This window comes from Enterobacter sp. CPE_E1241 (genome assembly GCF_045618265.1).
Taxonomy (GTDB): Bacteria; Pseudomonadota; Gammaproteobacteria; order Enterobacterales; family Enterobacteriaceae; genus Enterobacter; species Enterobacter adelaidei.
The window spans coordinates 96898-115262 of record NZ_JBIWYV010000001.1 but is presented as its reverse complement, the minus strand read 5'-3'; the positions used below and the strand labels follow the sequence as shown (position 1 = coordinate 115262).

Genomic DNA, 18365 nt, shown 5'->3' with positions numbered 1-18365 from the left:
CCCATCTCTCCTTTAAAAACGGGAATATCTATGATCCGCAGTATGACCGCCTACGCCCGGCGTGAAATCAAGGGTAGCTGGGGTAGCGCTACCTGGGAAATGCGCTCGGTAAACCAGCGCTATCTGGAAACCTATTTCCGTATGCCGGAGCAGTTCCGCAGCCTTGAACCCGTCGTACGTGAGCGTATCCGTACGCGTCTGACACGCGGTAAAGTGGAATGTAACCTGCGTTTTGAGCCTGATGCCAGCGCGCAGGGCGAACTGATCCTGAACGAAAAACTGGCAAAACAGCTCGTTAATGCAGCGAACTGGGTCAAAATGCAGAGCGATGAAGGCGAAATCAACCCGGTTGATATTCTGCGCTGGCCAGGCGTCATGGCCGCCGGTGAGCAGGACCTGGATGCCATTGCCGCTGAAATTCTCAGTGCCCTTGACAGCACCCTGGATGACTTTATCGTTGCCCGCGAAACCGAAGGTCAGGCACTGAAGGCGATGATTGAGCAGCGTCTTGAAGGCGTTAGCACTGAAGTAGCGAAAGTGCGCACCCATATGCCGGAAGTGCTGCAATGGCAGCGCGAGCGCCTGGTCGCCAAACTGGAAGAAGCCGAAGTTCAGCTGGAAAATAACCGTCTGGAACAAGAGCTGGTGCTGATGGCGCAGCGCGTTGACGTAGCTGAAGAGCTGGATCGTCTGGAAGCGCACGTCAAAGAGACCTACAACATCCTGAAGAAGAAAGAAGCTGTGGGCCGTCGTCTGGACTTTATGATGCAAGAGTTCAACCGCGAGTCGAACACCCTGGCGTCTAAGTCGATCAATGCCGAGGTAACTAACTCAGCGATTGAACTTAAGGTTCTGATTGAGCAAATGCGCGAGCAGATCCAGAATATCGAGTAACACCTTCCGGATGGCGTCGGATGGCGCCATCCATTATTATTTCTAATCCGTTACATGCCTGGATTTCTCATCTCACCACCATTCATAAGCCATTTACGGTAATGGCTTGATAATATTTTATATGGCAAACTGAATCGCCTTAGAAAATCTCAATCGTGATCTTGCGCACAAATCGCTAACCTCCCCACGTTCACTCCGGAGGTTATATGTTGCTTCACATTCTCTATATTATTGGTATCACCGCAGAGGCCATGACTGGCGCACTCGCCGCCGGACGTCGCCGGATGGACACCTTCGGTGTGATCATTATCGCCACTGCTACCGCATTGGGCGGCGGTTCTGTACGCGATATCCTGCTTGGTCATTACCCACTCGGTTGGGTTAAACACCCTGAGTACGTGATTATCGTGGCGACGGCTGCCGTACTCACCACCATTGTGGCACCCGTTATGCCTCATCTACGCCGCTTGTTCCTGGTGCTTGATGCACTGGGGCTGATCGTCTTTTCGATCATCGGAGCACAAATCGCGCTCGATATGGGTGAAGGGCCTGTTATTGCCACCATTGCCGCGGTGATCACGGGCGTATTCGGAGGTGTGCTGCGCGATATGTTCTGCAAACGCATTCCTCTGGTCTTTCAAAAAGAGCTGTATGCAGGCATATCCTTCGCAGCAGCAGTGCTGTATATCGCCCTGCAACATTACGTGTCGAACCATGATGTGGTGGTCATCTCCACGCTGCTGTTCGGCTTTACAGCGCGCATGCTGGCGCTGCGGCTGAAGCTTGGACTGCCTGTTTTTCACTACAAACACAGCGCTCATTAATGTCAAAATCCCTTGATGTGCTGCTCCGCTAGCCACTTTGCCAGCACATCTACCTGAGGCGCGTGCATCCAGTTAACGATTTGCCGCGCTTTCTCCTCTCCCGTTCCCGGCAAGGACTGCCAGTCCTTTTCATTACGCGCGCTCATCTTCTGCCAGGACATGTCCCCCATCGCCTTCAGCGAGGCCTGTGTCAGCGGCACACCCAACGCCATAAGCCAGCGAATAAAAGGTTGCTCACGCACCAGATTAAAGCGATGCCAGAGCGCTAACCCACGCGCAGAGGAAAACCCCGGCGTAGACTGCAGCTGCGACTGAGTTAATAACAGCCATGAGAAGAGATGTTCAAAATGATGAGCTTGCCAGAGTGCCCGCCATCCTGATTCTCCTAAACCTTCAATGTTGAATACCTGCTTTGAGCTGAGCCACGTCAACCGCGCAAAGAATTGTTCCATACACTCCGGTGAAGCATAAAAACAGCTCATTGAATGATAACGCGAGGGCGGAGGGAGTGGTTTTTGTCGGTCCGTTCCTCGCCAAACCACCTTATCAAACCGGGGGATACCCTGACCGGCCAGGCTAACCTGTATCTGATCGCCCGGGGCAATATCCAGCCTCTGCCAACGACCGACCGTTCCCAGGCTCACTCGCTGCACCTGTTTATCATCCAGTAGCACCGGTTCAAGCGCTGCTACAACGGAAATTTTGCCCGTTCGCCCCACGGTAAAACGGATATCACTGACCTCTGTTACCTGTGTTGCAGGGGAATATTTCCACGCGACAACCCAGTTACCTTCCCCGGGCAACCAGTTTTCACCCTGGGGAGAATCTGCGGATCGCACCACAATGCCATCCGTGGCAAAGGGTAATGCCGTGTTTTGCCACGTTGAACGCTGTTTCTCGACGCCTTCTACAGTCTCAACTGGCAAGGTATAGCGCGCCGTCAGAGGAAACCCTGCACTGGAAAGTTCAGACAACATGTTTTGCATATCTTTGGGTCCATCCGGCCAGGCCCAGATAAATATCCCTGTCTGTTTCAGAAGCGCGTTGTCCTTTTGCCGCATCATCGCACCCGCCACTTTTGCGCGCGCATTCATTCCGCCCATCTGTTGTTGAATGTGGTTTTTGCGCAACCAAAAAAGCTCCCCTTGCAGGACACTGTTTGCCAGCGCACCCGACACGTTTTGAGGGACTGACGGGATCAAACGTACTTGTGCAGTCCAGTCCTCACCTTTAAGGCCATTACCACGACTGATGGCCTGAATTAACTTTCCGTCACGATAGACCAGCGTCACCGCCACGCCGTCGACTTTTGGCTGCATCCAGAGATTGTGCCGGGCATGCATCCACGTGCGAAGCGCCTCTTTACTGGCCACTTTATGGACCCCGGTATGGGCGACAGGATGTTTGATATTTCCCGTCAGGGCAGGAATGGCGGCATCCAGTGATTCACTGCCAAAACAGTGCTGCCACTGTTTTAACCGGCCGCTAAGCTGGTCGTACACCTCATCATTGACCTCGCTAACGCCCTGTTTCCAGTAGGCATCATCCCAGCGTTTGATTTGCGCACTTAAGGACGCAATTTCTTTCTCTGCTTTTGCCTGTGACCACACCGGACACACAGCAACCCCATAACCACACCACAACAGCATTAACCCGCTTATCCATTGCCACATCGCCACTCCTCCTTTGTGTTGCAGGAGGTATACCCGGATGCCTGAAACAACGCTAACGTCAACGTTTCACAATGCGAGACGCTGTCCGGTATTTCTTTTGGTTGCTGAAAACCACAGATAAAACCTGAAAACGGCACGCAAAATTCAATATTCGAGGGGAAAAAGTGTGACAAAGGCTACGTCACAGAGCGGTGACGTGTATAATAAGCCCGTATGTAGGACTTCTTCGCTAACACATACAAAAGACTCTCATGGCTCAAGGCACGCTTTATATTGTTTCTGCCCCTAGTGGCGCGGGTAAATCCAGCCTTATTCAGGCACTGTTAAAAACCCAACCGTTGTACGACACACAGGTTTCTGTTTCTCACACCACGCGAGCGCCGCGTCCGGGTGAAGTACATGGTGAACACTATTTCTTTGTGAATCACGACGAATTCAGAGCGATGATTGGCAGAGACGCGTTTCTTGAACACGCAGAAGTGTTCGGTAACTATTACGGCACCTCGCGTGAAACCATTGAGCAGGTTCTGGCAACTGGCGTAAATGTATTCCTGGATATCGACTGGCAGGGCGCACAGCAGATTCGCAAGAAGATGCCTGACTCACGCAGCATCTTTATTTTACCGCCATCGAAAGATGAGCTGGATCGCCGCCTGCGCGGTCGTGGCCAGGACAGCGAAGAAGTGATCGCAAAGCGTATGGAACAGGCAGTTGCAGAAATGAGCCATTACGCGGAATATGATTACCTTATTGTGAATGATGATTTTGATGCCGCGCTGAGCGATCTCAAAACCATTCTTCGCGCAGAACGTCTGCGTATGAGCCGCCAGAAGCAGCGACATGACGCATTAATCACCAAACTGTTGGCAGACTGAACCCACTTTCAGTATCATGCCCAGTCATTTCTTCACCTGTGGAGCATTTTAAGTATGGCACGCGTAACTGTTCAGGACGCTGTAGAGAAAATTGGTAACCGTTTTGACCTGGTGCTGGTCGCCGCGCGTCGCGCTCGTCAGATGCAGGTAGGCGGTAAAGATCCGCTGGTACCGGAAGAAAACGATAAAACTACCGTTATCGCGCTTCGCGAAATCGAAGAAGGTCTGATTAACAACCAGATTCTCGACGTGCGTGAGCGCCAGGAGCAGCAAGAGCAGGAAGCCGCAGAACTGCAGGCCGTAACCGCTATTGCTGAAGGTCGTCGTTAATTAAACCTGCGGGTCGCCCTTGTATCTGTTTGAAAGCCTGAATCAACTGATTCAAACCTACCTGCCTGAAGACCAGATTAAGCGTCTTCAGCAGGCGTATCTCGTTGCACGTGACGCTCACGAGGGCCAGACACGTTCAAGCGGTGAACCCTATATCACGCACCCGGTAGCGGTAGCCTGTATTCTGGCCGAGATGAAACTCGACTACGAAACACTGATGGCCGCTCTGCTGCATGACGTGATTGAAGATACCCCTGCCACTTACCAGGACATGGAACAGCTGTTTGGCAAAAGCGTTGCCGAACTGGTGGAAGGGGTCTCTAAGCTTGATAAGCTGAATTTCCGCGACAAGAAAGAGGCGCAAGCCGAAAACTTCCGCAAGATGATTATGGCGATGGTGCAAGATATCCGCGTCATTCTTATCAAACTCGCTGACCGTACCCACAACATGCGCACGCTGGGCTCACTTCGCCCGGATAAACGTCGCCGCATTGCCCGTGAAACCCTCGAAATCTACAGTCCACTGGCGCACCGTTTAGGTATCCATCACATTAAAACCGAGCTGGAAGAGCTGGGCTTTGAAGCGTTGTACCCGAACCGCTATCGTGTGATTAAAGAGGTGGTGAAAGCCGCACGCGGTAACCGTAAAGAGATGATTCAAAAGATCCTCTCGGAAATCGAAGGGCGTTTACAGGAAGCGGGAATTCCGTGCCGCGTCAGCGGTCGTGAAAAACATTTGTACTCCATCTACTGCAAAATGGTGCTCAAAGAGCAGCGTTTTCATTCGATTATGGATATCTACGCGTTCCGCGTGATCGTCCACGACTCCGATACCTGCTATCGCGTGCTGGGGCAGATGCACAGCCTCTACAAACCGCGCCCGGGGCGCATGAAAGATTACATCGCCATTCCAAAAGCGAACGGCTATCAATCTTTGCATACCTCAATGATCGGTCCACACGGTGTACCTGTCGAAGTGCAGATCCGCACCGAAGATATGGACCAGATGGCAGAAATGGGTGTGGCCGCACACTGGGCGTATAAAGAGCACGGTGGTGAAAGCAGCACGACCGCTCAAATCCGCGCCCAGCGCTGGATGCAGAGCCTGCTGGAGCTTCAGCAGAGTGCGGGCAGCTCGTTTGAATTTATCGAGAGCGTTAAATCCGATCTCTTCCCGGATGAGATTTACGTTTTCACCCCAGAAGGTCGCATTGTCGAACTGCCTGCTGGGGCAACACCGGTCGACTTCGCTTACGCCGTGCATACCGATATCGGGCACGCCTGCGTGGGTGCACGCGTCGACAGACAGCCTTACCCGCTGTCTCAGCCGCTCTCCAGCGGCCAGACGGTGGAAATTATTACCGCACCGGGCGCACGTCCGAATGCGGCCTGGCTGAACTTTGTCGTGAGTTCTAAAGCACGCGCCAAAATTCGCCAGTTGCTGAAAAACCTCAAGCGCGATGATTCGGTCAGTCTGGGACGTCGTCTGCTCAACCACGCGTTGGGCGGCAGCCGTAAGCTGGCTGAAATCCCGCAAGAGAACATTCAGCGTGAGCTGGAGCGCATGAAACTCGCCTCGCTTGATGACCTGCTGGCAGAGATCGGCCTCGGTAACGCCATGAGTGTAGTGGTAGCGAAAAACCTGCAACAGGGGGATGCCTCCGTTGCGCAGCCCGCTACGCAAAGCCACGGTCATTTGCCTATCAAAGGCGCAGACGGCGTGCTTATCACTTTCGCAAAATGTTGCCGTCCAATCCCTGGCGACCCGATTATTGCGCACGTCAGCCCGGGCAAAGGGCTGGTTATCCACCACGAATCCTGTCGTAACATTCGCGGCTACCAGAAAGAAGCCGAGAAGTTTATGGCGGTCGAGTGGGATAAAGAGACCGCACAGGAATTTATCACCGAAATTAAGGTGGATATGTTCAACCATCAGGGTGCCCTGGCGAACCTGACGGCAGCGATCAACACGGCCTCTTCCAACATTCAGAGTCTGAATACGGAAGAAAAAGATGGTCGCGTATACAGCGCCTTTATTCGTCTGACCGCCCGCGACCGCGTGCATCTGGCGAACATTATGCGCAAGATCCGCGTCATGCCGGACGTGATTAAAGTCACCCGAAACAGAAACTAGTTTTATGAATGCACAACGTTATGCACGTATCTGCGAGATGCTCGCCAGGCGTCAACCAGACCTGACGGTCTGCATGGAGCAGGTTCATAAGCCCCATAACGTTTCTGCCATTGTCCGTACTGCAGACGCCGTCGGCGTGCATGAAGTGCACGCTGTCTGGCCGGGCTCCCGCATGCGAACCATGGTATCTGCCGCTGCAGGCAGTAACAGCTGGGTTTCTGTCAAACACCACCAGAGCATAGGCGAAGCCGTAACCCACCTGAAAGGGCGCGGTATGCAGGTACTTGCCACTAACCTGTCCGCTAAAGCCGTAGATTTCCGCGAGATCGACTACACCCGTCCGACCTGTATTCTGATGGGTCAGGAGAAAACCGGGATCACTCAGGAAGCACTGGATCTGGCGGATCAGGACATTATCATTCCGATGATCGGTATGGTTCAGTCCCTCAATGTTTCTGTGGCCTCCGCGCTTATTCTTTATGAAGCGCAGCGCCAGCGTCAGAATGCCGGAATGTACAAACGCAGCAACAGTATGCTGCCGGAAGATGAACAGCAGCGCCTGCTGTTCGAAGGTGGTTATCCGGTGCTGGCTCGCGTTGCGAAGCAGAAAAAATTGCCTTACCCCCACGTCAACGCGCAGGGCGAAATTGAAGCCGATGCCGAGTGGTGGGCCACCATGCAGTACGCCGGGTAACCGATGAAAGGCCGCCTGCTGGATGCCATCCCGCTCAATAGCCTGACGGGCGTGGGCGCGGCGCAAAGCAATAAGCTGGCTAAAATCGGCCTGCACACCGTGCAGGATCTCCTGCTCCACCTCCCTCTGCGTTACGAAGACCGCACCCAGCTGTACAAAATTGGCGATTTGCTGCCTGCCATTTATGCCACCGTTGAAGGCGAAGTCCTGAACTGCAATATCACGTTTGGTGGACGCCGGATGATGACCTGTCAGATCAGCGACGGCACCGGTATTCTCACCATGCGCTTTTTCAACTTCAACGCGGCAATGAAAAACAGCCTGGCGACAGGTCGCAGAGTGCTGGCCTATGGCGAAGCCAAACGCGGAAAATACGGCGCAGAGATGATCCACCCGGAATACCGCGTACAGGGCGATCTCAGCACGCCGGAGCTGCAGGAGACGCTCACCCCGGTTTACCCGACGACGGAAGGCATCAAGCAAGCGACGCTGCGTAAGCTCACCGATCAGGCCCTGGAGCTGCTGGATACCTGCGCCATCACCGAGCTGCTGCCGCCAGAGCTGGCGCAGGGCATGATGAGTCTGCCCGAGGCGCTGCGTACTCTTCACCGTCCACCACCATCGCTCCAGCTCAGCGATTTAGAAAGCGGCAAACACCCCGCCCAACGGCGTCTTATCCTTGAGGAATTACTGGCGCATAACCTGAGCATGCTGGCGCTTCGTGCGGGTGCGCAACGTTTCCATGCCCAGCCCTTAAGCCCGCATGATGAGCTCAAAGATAAGCTGCTGGCCTCGCTGCCGTTTAAACCCACCGGTGCACAGGCGCGCGTCACCGCCGAGATCGAACGCGATATGGCGCTTGATGTACCGATGATGCGCCTGGTGCAGGGTGATGTAGGCTCCGGAAAAACGCTGGTTGCCGCCCTGGCCGCCCTGCGCGCCATTGCCCACGGCAAACAGGTGGCGCTGATGGCACCGACGGAACTGCTGGCCGAACAGCACGCCAACAATTTCCGCGCCTGGTTTGCGCCGCTGGGCATTGAAGTGGGCTGGCTTGCCGGGAAGCAAAAAGGCAAAGCCCGCCTTGCACAACAGGACGCAATTGCCAGCGGTCAGGTACAAATGATTGTTGGCACACATGCCATCTTCCAGGAACAGGTTCAGTTTAACGGCCTGGCGCTGGTGATTATCGACGAGCAGCACCGCTTTGGTGTGCATCAGCGTCTGGCACTGTGGGAGAAAGGTTTGCAGCAGGGTTTCCACCCGCATCAGCTGATCATGACCGCGACGCCGATCCCCCGCACCCTGGCAATGACCGCCTACGCCGATCTGGATACCTCCACCATCGACGAGTTGCCGCCGGGTCGTACCCCGGTCACCACGGTCGCCATTCCTGACACGCGTCGCAGCGATATCATCGACCGCGTGCGCAACGCCTGCACGCATGAAGGGCGTCAGGCCTACTGGGTGTGTACGCTGATTGAAGAGTCCGAGCTGCTGGAAGCGCAGGCTGCAGAAGCCACGTGGGAAGAGCTCAAGCTGGCGCTGCCGGAACTGAACGTGGGTCTGGTTCACGGACGTATGAAGCCCGCCGAAAAGCAGGCGGTAATGCAGTCGTTTAAACAGGGCGATTTACACCTGCTAATCGCCACCACGGTGATCGAGGTCGGCGTGGACGTGCCAAACTCCAGCCTGATGATCATCGAAAACCCGGAGCGTCTGGGCCTTGCCCAGCTCCACCAGCTGCGCGGGCGCGTTGGCCGCGGCGCGGTGGCGTCCCACTGCGTACTGCTCTATAAAGCCCCACTGTCAAAAACCGCCCAGATGCGGTTGCAGGTGCTGCGCGACAGCAACGACGGTTTTGTTATTGCGCAAAAAGACCTTGAGATACGTGGCCCGGGAGAACTTTTGGGCACGCGGCAGACGGGGAATGCTGAATTCAAAGTGGCGGATTTGTTGCGCGATCAGGCGATGATCCCCGAAGTTCAACGCCTGGCCCGCCACATTCATGAACGCTACCCCGAACAGGCGGCAGCGTTAATAGAGCGCTGGATGCCGGAAACCGAACGTTATTCCAACGCCTGACCTCAGGCAAATATCGGCAGCATCAGGTACAGCTTAATCACCAGCGCGTTGACGATATCAATAAAGAACGCACCGACCATCGGTACCACCAGAAACGCCATATGCGATGGGCCAAAGCGTTCAGTGATCGCCTGCATGTTAGCAATCGCCGTTGGGGTTGCCCCCAGACCAAACCCGCAATGACCCGCTGCCAGCACCGCCGCATCGTAGTTCTTGCCCATCATGCGCCAGGTAACAAACATCGCGTACAACGCCATAAACAGTGCCTGCACCGCCAGAATGGCCACCATCGGCAGCGCCAGCGAGGCCAGCTCCCACAGTTTGAGGCTCATCAGAGCCATTGCGAGGAACAGCGACAGACAAACGTTGCCCAGCACTGAAACCGCACGTTCGAACACACGATAAAAACCCATCAGCGCCAGACCGTTGCTCAGGATCACCCCGATAAACAGCACGCAGACAAACGTCGGCAGTTCGAACGCGGAACCTGCCAGCCATTGCGCAACCACTTTCCCCACCGTCAGGCAGATGGCAATCATTGCGATGGTCTCAATCAGCACCAGTGAAGTAATGCTGCGCCCGACATCCGGTTTTTCGAATGCGGTCGGCACCAGCTCATCGTCCGGCCTGCCGTCCGGCGTGGTGGAGTGCTTCACCAGATAACGCGCCACCGGGCCACCAATCAGTCCACCCAGCACCAGGCCAAAGGTCGCACAGGCCATCGCCACTTCAGTTGCGTTTTCAAAGCCATAGCGCTCGATAAACAGCTTGCTCCACGCCGCGCCGGTACCGTGTCCACCAGACAATGTAATTGACCCGGCCAGCAACCCCATCAGCGGATCCAGCCCCAGCAACGTCGCCATTCCGATGCCGATAGCGTTTTGCATCAGCAGCAACCCAACCACCACAATCAGAAATACGCCGAGTACTTTACCCCCTGCCCGCAGGCTCGCGAGGTTGGCATTCAGGCCGATGGTGGCAAAAAAGGCCAGCATCAGCGGGTCTTTCAGGGACATATCAAAATCAATTTCCCAGCCCATGCTCTTTTTCAACACCAGCAGGGCCAGCGCTACCAGCAGGCCACCGGCGACAGGTTCGGGAATGGTGTATTTCTTCAGAAGGGAAACGCTATGCACCAGCTTACGGCCAAGCAGTAAGACCAGCGTTGCGGCAACAAGGGTCGACAACGTATCGAGATGAATCATAGAAGGCTCCTGTATTGCGCGTGTTCCATACACACGCGGCGTTATCCTGGGCCGGTTTTCGCTCTTCATGAGCCACCGGCGCAAAAAGTGTAATTTTTTTTCCCGATACGTTGTAGAAAACCTGCTCAAAGCGGCAGATTTTCTTCCTTTTTTTTGCTGGCAATCGTTTGCTTTTACCAGATGGTCAGATAAAATGCCCGCTTTTCCACCGTGGGATTGCCGCCGATGTCCGTTAACACCATAGAGTCGCCTGATGCGCAACCGATTGCGCAGAAGCAAAATAGCGAACTGATTTACCGCCTTGAAGACCGCCCGCCGCTGCCGCAAACGCTTTTCGCCGCCTGCCAGCATCTTCTGGCGATGTTTGTTGCGGTGATCACCCCGGCGCTGCTGATCTGCCAGGCGCTCGGTTTACCGGCTCAGGACACTCAGCACATCATCAGCATGTCTCTCTTTGCCTCTGGCGTGGCCTCGATTATTCAAATTAAAGCGTGGGGTCCGGTGGGGTCGGGTTTATTGTCGATTCAGGGCACCAGTTTTAACTTCGTGGCGCCACTGATCATGGGTGGTACAGCGCTGAAAACCGGCGGTGCGGATGTGCCGACGATGATGGCAGCGCTGTTCGGCACGCTGATGCTGGCAAGCTGCACTGAAATGGTCATCTCCCGCGTTCTGCATCTGGCTCGCCGCGTCATCACCCCGCTGGTGTCTGGCGTCGTCGTGATGATTATCGGCCTGTCGCTGATCCAGGTGGGCCTCACCTCCATCGGCGGCGGCTATGCCGCAATGAGCGACCACACCTTCGGCGCGCCGAAAAACCTGCTGCTGGCGGGTGTCGTGCTGGCGATCATTATTCTGCTTAACCGTCAGCGCAACCCGTATCTGCGCGTCGCCTCGCTGGTGATTGCCATGGCGGCGGGTTATCTGCTGGCGTGGGCGCTGGGCATGCTGCCAGAGAACACCGCGCCGACCAACAGCGCGCTGATCACCGTTCCAACACCACTCTACTACGGCCTGGGCATTGACTGGGGCCTGCTCCTGCCGCTGATGCTGGTCTTTATGATCACCTCTCTGGAGACCATCGGCGATATCACTGCCACGTCAGACGTCTCCGAGCAGCCGGTTTCCGGCCCGCTGTACATGAAGCGCCTGAAAGGCGGCGTGCTGGCGAACGGCCTGAACTCGTTTGTCTCTGCGGTATTCAATACCTTCCCGAACTCCTGCTTCGGCCAGAACAACGGCGTGATCCAGTTGACTGGCGTTGCCAGCCGCTACGTCGGTTTTGTGGTGGCGCTGATGCTGATTGTTCTCGGTCTGTTCCCGGCGGTAAGCGGCTTTGTGCAGCACATTCCTGAGCCGGTACTGGGCGGCGCAACGCTGGTGATGTTTGGCACAATTGCCGCTTCCGGCGTACGTATCGTTTCCCGCGAACCGCTGAACCGCCGTGCAATTATGATTATCGCGCTGTCGCTGGCCGTGGGTCTGGGTGTGTCTCAGCAGCCGCTGATCCTGCAGTTTGCCCCGGACTGGGTGAAAAATCTGCTCTCTTCCGGCATTGCCGCGGGCGGTATCACCGCTATCGTGCTGAACCTCGTATTCCCGCCTGAGAAAAATTGATCTCTCTCACGGCAGGCAGTCAATGCCTGCCGTGACATCTTATTACACCATTCCCGCCTTGAGGATTGCGCATAAATCGTGCATAACTCCTTTATGTGCGTTTTGCGGGATGGAAGACCATGAAATTTATTGGAAAGCTACTCGTCTATCTTCTGGTAGCCGTGCTGATTGTGGTTCTGGCGCTCTATATCCTGCTCCAGACCCGCTGGGGTGCGAGTCAGGTCAGCAACTGGGTGACGGTAAATACCGACTACGAGCTCAGTTTCGACAAGATGAATCACCGCTTTTCGTCGCCTTCCCACATCATTCTGGAAAACGTCACCTTTGGCCGGGATGGCAAACCCGCCACGCTGGTTGCCAAAAAAGTCGATATTGGCCTCAGTAGCCGACAGGTTACCGATCCGCTGCATATGGACACCATCTCCCTGTTCGATGGCACGCTGAACCTTTCTCCTCAGACTGCGCCGCTGCCCTTCCAGGCAGACCGTCTGCAACTGAACAACATGGCCTTTAACAGCCCCAATACGGAGTGGGATTTAAGTGCCCAGAAAGTCACGGGGGGTGTCAGCCCATGGCAACCAGAAGCAGGCAACGTGCTGGGTAAAAATGCGCAGATCCAGATGAGCGCAGGATCGCTCACCCTGAACGGCGTGCCGTCCACCAACGTGTTGATCGAGGGTCAGTTGAACGGCAAGGAAGTGGTGTTGAACACCATCGGTGCCGATATGGCCCGCGGTTCACTCACCGGCTCCGCCCTGCGTAACGCTGACGGAAGCTGGATCATCGACACCCTGCGTCTGAACGAGATCCGCCTGCAGAGCGATAAAACACTGATGGATTTCTTCGCACCGCTGACCACCATCCCCTCTCTGCAGATTGGCCGCCTGGACGTGACCGATGCCCGCCTGCAGGGCCCGGACTGGGCAGTTACTGACCTTGATTTAAGCCTGCGCAACCTGACGCTGAGTAAAGGCGACTGGCAGAGCCAGGAAGGGCGTTTATCCATGAACGCCAGCGAATTCATCTACGGTTCGCTGCATCTGTTTGACCCAATCCTGAATGCGGAATTCTCTCCGCAGGGCGTGGCGTTGCGCCAGCTAACCTCCCGCTGGGAAGGCGGCATGGTGCGCACCTCTGGCAACTGGCAGCGCGACGGTAAAGCGCTGGTGCTGGACGATGTCGCCATCGCCGGGCTGGAATATACCCTGCAGCAGAACTGGAAAACGCTGTGGATGGAGCCTCTGCCGGAATGGCTGAACAGCGTGACGCTGCAAAAATTCGGTCTGAGCCGCAACCTGGTGATCGACATCGATCCGACCTTCCCGTGGCAGATCACCTCTCTTGATGGCTATGGCGCGAACCTGCAACTGGTGAAAGATCGCCAGTGGGGCGTCTGGGGCGGTAGCGCAACCCTGAATGGCGCGGCGGCAACCTTTAACCGCGTGGATGTACGTCGCCCGTCACTGGCACTGAATGCCAATGCTGCCACGGTGAATATTACTGACCTGAGCGCGTTTACTGAGAAAGGCATTCTGGAAGCCACGGCGACGGTTTCACAACTGCCGCAACGGCAAACCACTGTTAGCCTGAACGGGCGCGGTGTGCCGCTGAACGTGATCGAGCACTGGGGTTGGCCAGCGCTGCCGATTGCGGGTGACGGCAATATTCAGCTCACCGCCAGCGGCAGCGTGCAGGACAAAGCCCCGCTGAAGCCAACCGTTAACGGGAAACTGAATGCAGTGAATATGGATAAGCAGCAGGTGCAGCAGACGATGACGGGCGGTGTAGTGTCGACGGTGGCTCCGGCACAGTAAATAGCCGGGTGGCGGCTTCGCCTTACCCGGCCTACGATCCCATGTAGGCCCGGTAAGCGAAGCGCCACCGGGCATTTTTCCAGCTCAGAAGTGAGCCACCACCTCATCCCCCTCGGCTTTCACCACCACACCCCACTCGCTGCCCGCGAGTGAACCGCCCTTCACGCCGCTCACCTTCTGCACGTTGCGCAAGCACACCGACCAGTTTTGTGCGTCTCCCGCACCGGTAAAGGTCACGATATCGCCCCGACGTGACGCCTTCAGCGTAAACGCCACTGACCCGTCCGCCGCAGGCACTTCGCTCACCGCCGTTGCGCCGTCGTCCAGGTTAAACAGCTGGAAGGCCGTCCCCTCGTTCCACGCGTAGTCCGGCTTCTGGTTGTTGCTGCCCAGCGCCAGCAGGGTGTTATCGCGCACGTAGACCGGCAGGCTCATAAAATCGTGCTGCTGCTTATGCCAGCGGCTGCCCTGAATTTCGTCGTTGTGCCACAGGTGTGTCCAGCGTCCTTCCGGCAGATAAAACTGCACGTCCCCCGCCTCGGAGAACACGGGTGCCACCATCACCGAATCCCCCAGCATGTACTGGCGGTCGAGATAATCGCACGCCGGATCGTCCGGGAACTCCAGCATCATCGCGCGCAGCATCGGCGTGCCGAACTCGCGCGCCAGCGCCGCCTGACGATACAGATACGGCATCAGCTGACACTTCAACTGCGTGAAGTGGCGCACCACGTCGCAGGACTCGTCATCGTACGCCCACGGCACGCGGTAGGATTTGCTGCCGTGCAGGCGGCTATGGCTGGAGAACAGCCCGAACGCGCACCAGCGTTTGTAGACGTGCGCCGGAGCGGTGTTTTCGAACCCGCCGATATCGTGGCTCCAGAACCCGAAGCCGGACAGGCCAATCGACAGCCCGCCGCGCAGGCTTTCGGCCATGGATTCATAGTTGGCGTAGCAGTCGCCGCCCCAGTGCACCGGGAACTGCTGCGCACCCACGGACGCCGAACGAGCAAACAGCACCGCCTCTTCCTCCCCCACCGTCTCTTTCAGCACGTTCCACACCAACTCGTTATAGATGTAGGCGTAGTGGTTGTGCATCTTCTGCGGATCGGACCCGTCGAACCACTGAACGTCGGTCGGGATACGCTCGCCGAAGTCGGTCTTGAAGCAGTCGACGCCGATCTCCACCAGACCTTTCAGCCTGTCGGCATACCACCGGCACGCTTCCGGGTTGGTGAAGTCATAGATCGCCAGCCCCGGCTGCCATTTGTCCCACTGCCACAGCGAGCCGTCCGGGCGCTTGAGCAGGTAGCCCTTCTCTTTCAGCTCCCGGAAGATCGGGGATTTCTGGCCGATGTACGGGTTGATCCACACGCAGACCTTCAGCCCTTTCTCTTTCAGGCGGCGGATCATCCCTTCCGGATCCGGGAAGGTCACCGGGTCCCACTCGAAATCGCACCACTGGAAGGCCTTCATCCAGAAGCAGTCGAAGTGGAAGACGTGCAGCGGCAGGTCGCGCTCGGCCATGCCGTCGATAAAGCTGTTTACCGTCGCTTCGTCGTAGTTGGTGGTGAACGAGGTGGTCAGCCACAGGCCGAACGACCAGGCAGGCGGCAGCGCCGGACGCCCGGTGAACTGCGTATAGCGGTTCAGCACCTCTTTCGGCGTCGGGCCGTCGATCACGAAATACTCGAGATATTCCCCTTCCACGCTGAACTGCACTTTGGAGACCTTCTCGGAGCCGACTTCAAACGAGACGTTTTCCGGGTGATTCACCAGCACGCCGTAGCCGCGGTTGGTCAGGTAGAACGGGATATTTTTGTAGGACTGCTCGGTGCTGGTGCCGCCGTCGCGGTTCCAGGTTTCGACCGTTTGCCCGTTGCGCACCAGGGCGGTAAAGCGTTCACCCAGGCCATAGACCGTTTCACCCACGCCCAGATCCAGACGTTCGAATATGTAATTGCGGTTGGTGTTGGTATCCTGCACGTAGCCGTTGTTTTTCAGCTGGCTGCCGGTAATACGCTGGCCGTGACGCAGGAAATCCAGCGCCCAGAACTCGCCTTTGGTGACGCGCACGCTGACGCTGCCGCTTTTCAGCTCGGCAAATTCGGCGTTGTTTTCAATCTCTACCTTCACGTCTTTCAGCACGTTCAGCGGATAGTGCGGGCCGTTATTCAGTGCGCCCCGGAAGTGCTCGATGCGCACCCCGACGATTCCTTCCTGCGGGGCAAACAGGCGCACCGTGAACATCAACGTGTCGAGCTGCCAGGTGCGTTCGCGCACGTCGCGCGGCGCCACATACACCACCAGGTCATTGCCCTGCTGCTCCACATCGAACACCTGCACCGGATAGGTCACGTTCAGGCCCGGTTGAATAAGCCAGTTTCCATCACTGATTTTCATACTCTCGTCCTCTTAGTTCTGCAATTCTTTGCTGACCGGCAGGTTTTCAAACTCCTGCTGATTGCGGCGCGCGCCCTGCGCCAGCTCGCCCAGGATTTTGGTCAGGAAAGGGGTTTTCAGCGTGTAGTAGCGTTTGGCGATAATGGCGCTCAGCACGTAGCAGATCGCCGGTGCCAGGGTAAACAGGCCGATGATGATGTTGATGGTCGCGCTGTTCTGGGTTTTGGCTGCCGCGTCGTAGCCGCCGCCTGCCAGCATCCAGCCGATCATCGCCCCACCCAGCGCCAGGCCGAGCTTCAGCACGAACAGCGTGCCCGCAAAGCTGATGCCGGTCAGGCGCTTGCCGTTGGTCCATTCGCCGTAGTCGACGGTATCGGACATCATTACCCACTGAATCGGCGTCACCAGCTGGTGCAGCACGCCGATAACGAAGATGAAGCCGAACATCAGGACGGTGGCATGCATCGGCACGAAGAACATCGCCACGCTGACCACCGCCAGCGCGGCGTTGGTCCACCAGAAGATGCTGACCTTGCACTTCCAGTCGGTGAGCGGTTTTGCCAGCGCGGAGCCAATCAGGTTGCCAACGCAGTAGGTGGTAAGGAAGGCGACGAACACCTCCGGCGAGCCCATGATCCAGGTGCAGTAGTACATCATCGCCCCGCCGCGCACGCAGACGGCAAGGATGTTGAGGATGGTGAGCACGCCAACAATGCGCCACTGGTCGTTTCGCCAGATATCACGCAGGTCTTCACGCATGGAGGTGGTGCTCGGTGGGACCTGGATGCGCTCTTTGGTGGTAAAGAAGCAGAACGCCAGCATCAGGAACGCGACCACCGACAGCACGGCGATCCCGCCCTGGAATCCAAAGGCTTTATCGTCGCCGCCAATCAGGTTCACCAGCGGCATCATCAGCACCGTGGAGAGCATTCCGCCCGCGGTCGCCAGCACAAAGCGCCAGGACTGAAGGGAGATACGCTGCGTCGGGTCGTTGGTGATCACGCCGCCCAGCGCGCAGTAGGGGATGTTGACGACTGTATAGAGCAGGGTCAGCAGGGTGTAAGTAACGGCGGCGTAAACCATTTTACCGTTGAGGCTGAGGTCCGGCGTAGTGTAGGCCAGCACGCAGACGATGCCAAACGGGATGGCGCCAAACAATATCCACGGTCGGAACTTGCCCCAGCGACTGCGGGTGCGGTCGGCAATCAGCCCCATGCACGGATCGGAGATAGCATCCAGCGCGCGCGCCAGCAGGAACATCGTCCCGACAAACCCGGCAGGGATGCCGAAGATATCGGTGTAGAAAAACATCATGTACAGCATGACGTTATCAAAAATGATGTGGCTGGCAGCGTCTCCCATGCCGTAGCCAATCTTCTCTTTTACTGACAATACTTCGCTCATCTTTTTATATCCTTCACGCTGTAGGGGGCGCTGAGACCGGTTACATTGGTTTTAAACCATTGTTTCAAAGGCGGGTATTGCGATTTCTGGTTAGCAGATTACGTTTCTTGTTTTTTGTGATCGCGGTAAATGTCCGGGAGAGCGGAGGGCTAACATGAGGATTTTCTTAGGAATTACCTGAAACAAGGGTGTACAGGTCAAAAGAGAGGTGAAAAAAGTGGTGTGGGGTATGTGGTAAATGCCTGAAAGTAGCTATAATGCGCCCCGCCTCCATGTAGCAATGCAGGCGCGGAAGATCGTCATCTCCGGTGAGGTGGCTGGACTTCAAATCCAGTTGGGGACGCCAGCGTTCCCGGGCAGGTTCGACTCCTGTGATCTTCCGCCAAATATCATCTCCCCATGTCCGATAAAGT

At 56.4% G+C, this 18365-nt stretch carries 13 protein-coding genes and 1 tRNA gene; 10 read left to right on the top strand and 4 right to left on the bottom strand.

Annotation, left to right across the window (positions count from 1 at the left end):
* The first annotated feature begins 30 nt into the window (after positions 1–30).
* Complete coding sequence (locus ACJ9Y9_RS00530) at positions 31–894, top strand: YicC/YloC family endoribonuclease (protein WP_028017852.1); 864 nt, start codon at positions 31–33, stop codon at positions 892–894.
* Positions 895–1100: 206 nt separating this feature from the next.
* A complete protein-coding gene (locus ACJ9Y9_RS00525; RefSeq protein WP_028017845.1) occupies positions 1101–1718 on the top strand; it encodes a trimeric intracellular cation channel family protein in 618 nt (205 codons plus the stop codon).
* A gap of 2 nt (positions 1719–1720) precedes the next feature.
* Here the strand turns inward: ACJ9Y9_RS00525 and ligB are convergent, their stop codons facing one another.
* Complete coding sequence (ligB, locus tag ACJ9Y9_RS00520) at positions 1721–3391, bottom strand: NAD-dependent DNA ligase LigB (RefSeq protein WP_028017844.1); 1671 nt, start codon at positions 3389–3391, stop codon at positions 1721–1723.
* Between the two features lie 251 nt (positions 3392–3642).
* Here ligB and gmk point away from each other — a divergent pair, with 251 nt between their 5' ends.
* The 5 genes from gmk to recG are packed head-to-tail and all read left to right on the top strand — an operon-like array spanning position 3643 to position 9509.
* Complete coding sequence (gmk, locus tag ACJ9Y9_RS00515) at positions 3643–4266, top strand: guanylate kinase (RefSeq protein WP_028017843.1); 624 nt, start codon at positions 3643–3645, stop codon at positions 4264–4266.
* Between the two features lie 54 nt (positions 4267–4320).
* Positions 4321–4596, top strand: coding sequence for a DNA-directed RNA polymerase subunit omega (rpoZ, locus tag ACJ9Y9_RS00510; protein WP_000135058.1), 276 nt, complete (start codon positions 4321–4323; stop codon positions 4594–4596).
* A 19-nt stretch (positions 4597–4615) separates the two neighbouring features.
* Positions 4616–6730, top strand: a complete 2115-nt coding sequence (gene spoT, locus ACJ9Y9_RS00505) for a bifunctional GTP diphosphokinase/guanosine-3',5'-bis pyrophosphate 3'-pyrophosphohydrolase (protein ID WP_028017842.1) — start codon at positions 4616–4618, stop codon at positions 6728–6730.
* Positions 6731–6734: 4 nt separating this feature from the next.
* Positions 6735–7424 carry a tRNA (guanosine(18)-2'-O)-methyltransferase TrmH gene (gene trmH / locus ACJ9Y9_RS00500; protein WP_028017841.1) on the top strand — a complete coding sequence of 230 codons (690 nt, stop codon included), beginning with the start codon at positions 6735–6737 and terminating at the stop codon, positions 7422–7424.
* 3 nt (positions 7425–7427) lie between these two features.
* A complete protein-coding gene (gene recG / locus ACJ9Y9_RS00495; RefSeq protein ID WP_028017840.1) occupies positions 7428–9509 on the top strand; it encodes an ATP-dependent DNA helicase RecG in 2082 nt (693 codons plus the stop codon).
* Positions 9510–9511: 2 nt separating this feature from the next.
* On the opposite strand, the gene gltS is transcribed toward recG, so the two are convergent.
* Positions 9512–10714 carry a sodium/glutamate symporter gene (gene gltS / locus ACJ9Y9_RS00490; RefSeq protein WP_028017839.1) on the bottom strand — a complete coding sequence of 401 codons (1203 nt, stop codon included), beginning with the start codon at positions 10712–10714 and terminating at the stop codon, positions 9512–9514.
* Positions 10715–10939: 225 nt separating this feature from the next.
* Between gltS and xanP the strand changes: the two genes are divergently transcribed.
* The gene (xanP, locus tag ACJ9Y9_RS00485; protein ID WP_014881972.1) at positions 10940–12331 is read left to right on the top strand and encodes a xanthine/proton symporter XanP; all 1392 of its coding nucleotides are present in this window, start codon (positions 10940–10942) and stop codon (positions 12329–12331) included.
* A 119-nt stretch (positions 12332–12450) separates the two neighbouring features.
* Positions 12451–14145, top strand: coding sequence for an AsmA family protein (locus ACJ9Y9_RS00480; RefSeq protein WP_028017838.1), 1695 nt, complete (start codon positions 12451–12453; stop codon positions 14143–14145).
* A gap of 84 nt (positions 14146–14229) precedes the next feature.
* On the opposite strand, the gene yicI is transcribed toward ACJ9Y9_RS00480, so the two are convergent.
* Together yicI and ACJ9Y9_RS00470 are read right to left on the bottom strand one after the other, a co-directional pair.
* Entirely contained in the window at positions 14230–16548 is a 2319-nt protein-coding gene (gene yicI, locus ACJ9Y9_RS00475; RefSeq protein WP_028017837.1) for an alpha-xylosidase, read from the bottom strand.
* Positions 16549–16560: 12 nt separating this feature from the next.
* Positions 16561–17952 carry a glycoside-pentoside-hexuronide family transporter gene (locus ACJ9Y9_RS00470; RefSeq protein WP_028017836.1) on the bottom strand — a complete coding sequence of 464 codons (1392 nt, stop codon included), beginning with the start codon at positions 17950–17952 and terminating at the stop codon, positions 16561–16563.
* A gap of 290 nt (positions 17953–18242) precedes the next feature.
* On the opposite strand from ACJ9Y9_RS00470, the gene ACJ9Y9_RS00465 reads away from it, so the two are divergent.
* A tRNA-Sec gene (locus ACJ9Y9_RS00465) sits at positions 18243–18337 on the top strand.
* Positions 18338–18365: the final 28 nt, after the last annotated feature.

Coding starts and splice junctions, on each gene's coding strand:
- xanP (WP_014881972.1), top strand. CDS start 10,940: ATGTCCGTTAACACCATAGAGTCGCCTGATGCGCAACCGATTGCGCAG.
- ACJ9Y9_RS00525 (WP_028017845.1), top strand. CDS start 1,101: ATGTTGCTTCACATTCTCTATATTATTGGTATCACCGCAGAGGCCATG.
- rpoZ (WP_000135058.1), top strand. CDS start 4,321: ATGGCACGCGTAACTGTTCAGGACGCTGTAGAGAAAATTGGTAACCGT.
- gltS (WP_028017839.1), bottom strand. CDS start 10,714: ATGATTCATCTCGATACGTTGTCGACCCTTGTTGCCGCAACGCTGGTC.
- recG (WP_028017840.1), top strand. CDS start 7,428: ATGAAAGGCCGCCTGCTGGATGCCATCCCGCTCAATAGCCTGACGGGC.
- gmk (WP_028017843.1), top strand. CDS start 3,643: ATGGCTCAAGGCACGCTTTATATTGTTTCTGCCCCTAGTGGCGCGGGT.
- ACJ9Y9_RS00470 (WP_028017836.1), bottom strand. CDS start 17,952: ATGAGCGAAGTATTGTCAGTAAAAGAGAAGATTGGCTACGGCATGGGA.
- trmH (WP_028017841.1), top strand. CDS start 6,735: ATGAATGCACAACGTTATGCACGTATCTGCGAGATGCTCGCCAGGCGT.
- ligB (WP_028017844.1), bottom strand. CDS start 3,391: ATGTGGCAATGGATAAGCGGGTTAATGCTGTTGTGGTGTGGTTATGGG.
- ACJ9Y9_RS00480 (WP_028017838.1), top strand. CDS start 12,451: ATGAAATTTATTGGAAAGCTACTCGTCTATCTTCTGGTAGCCGTGCTG.
- ACJ9Y9_RS00530 (WP_028017852.1), top strand. CDS start 31: ATGATCCGCAGTATGACCGCCTACGCCCGGCGTGAAATCAAGGGTAGC.
- yicI (WP_028017837.1), bottom strand. CDS start 16,548: ATGAAAATCAGTGATGGAAACTGGCTTATTCAACCGGGCCTGAACGTG.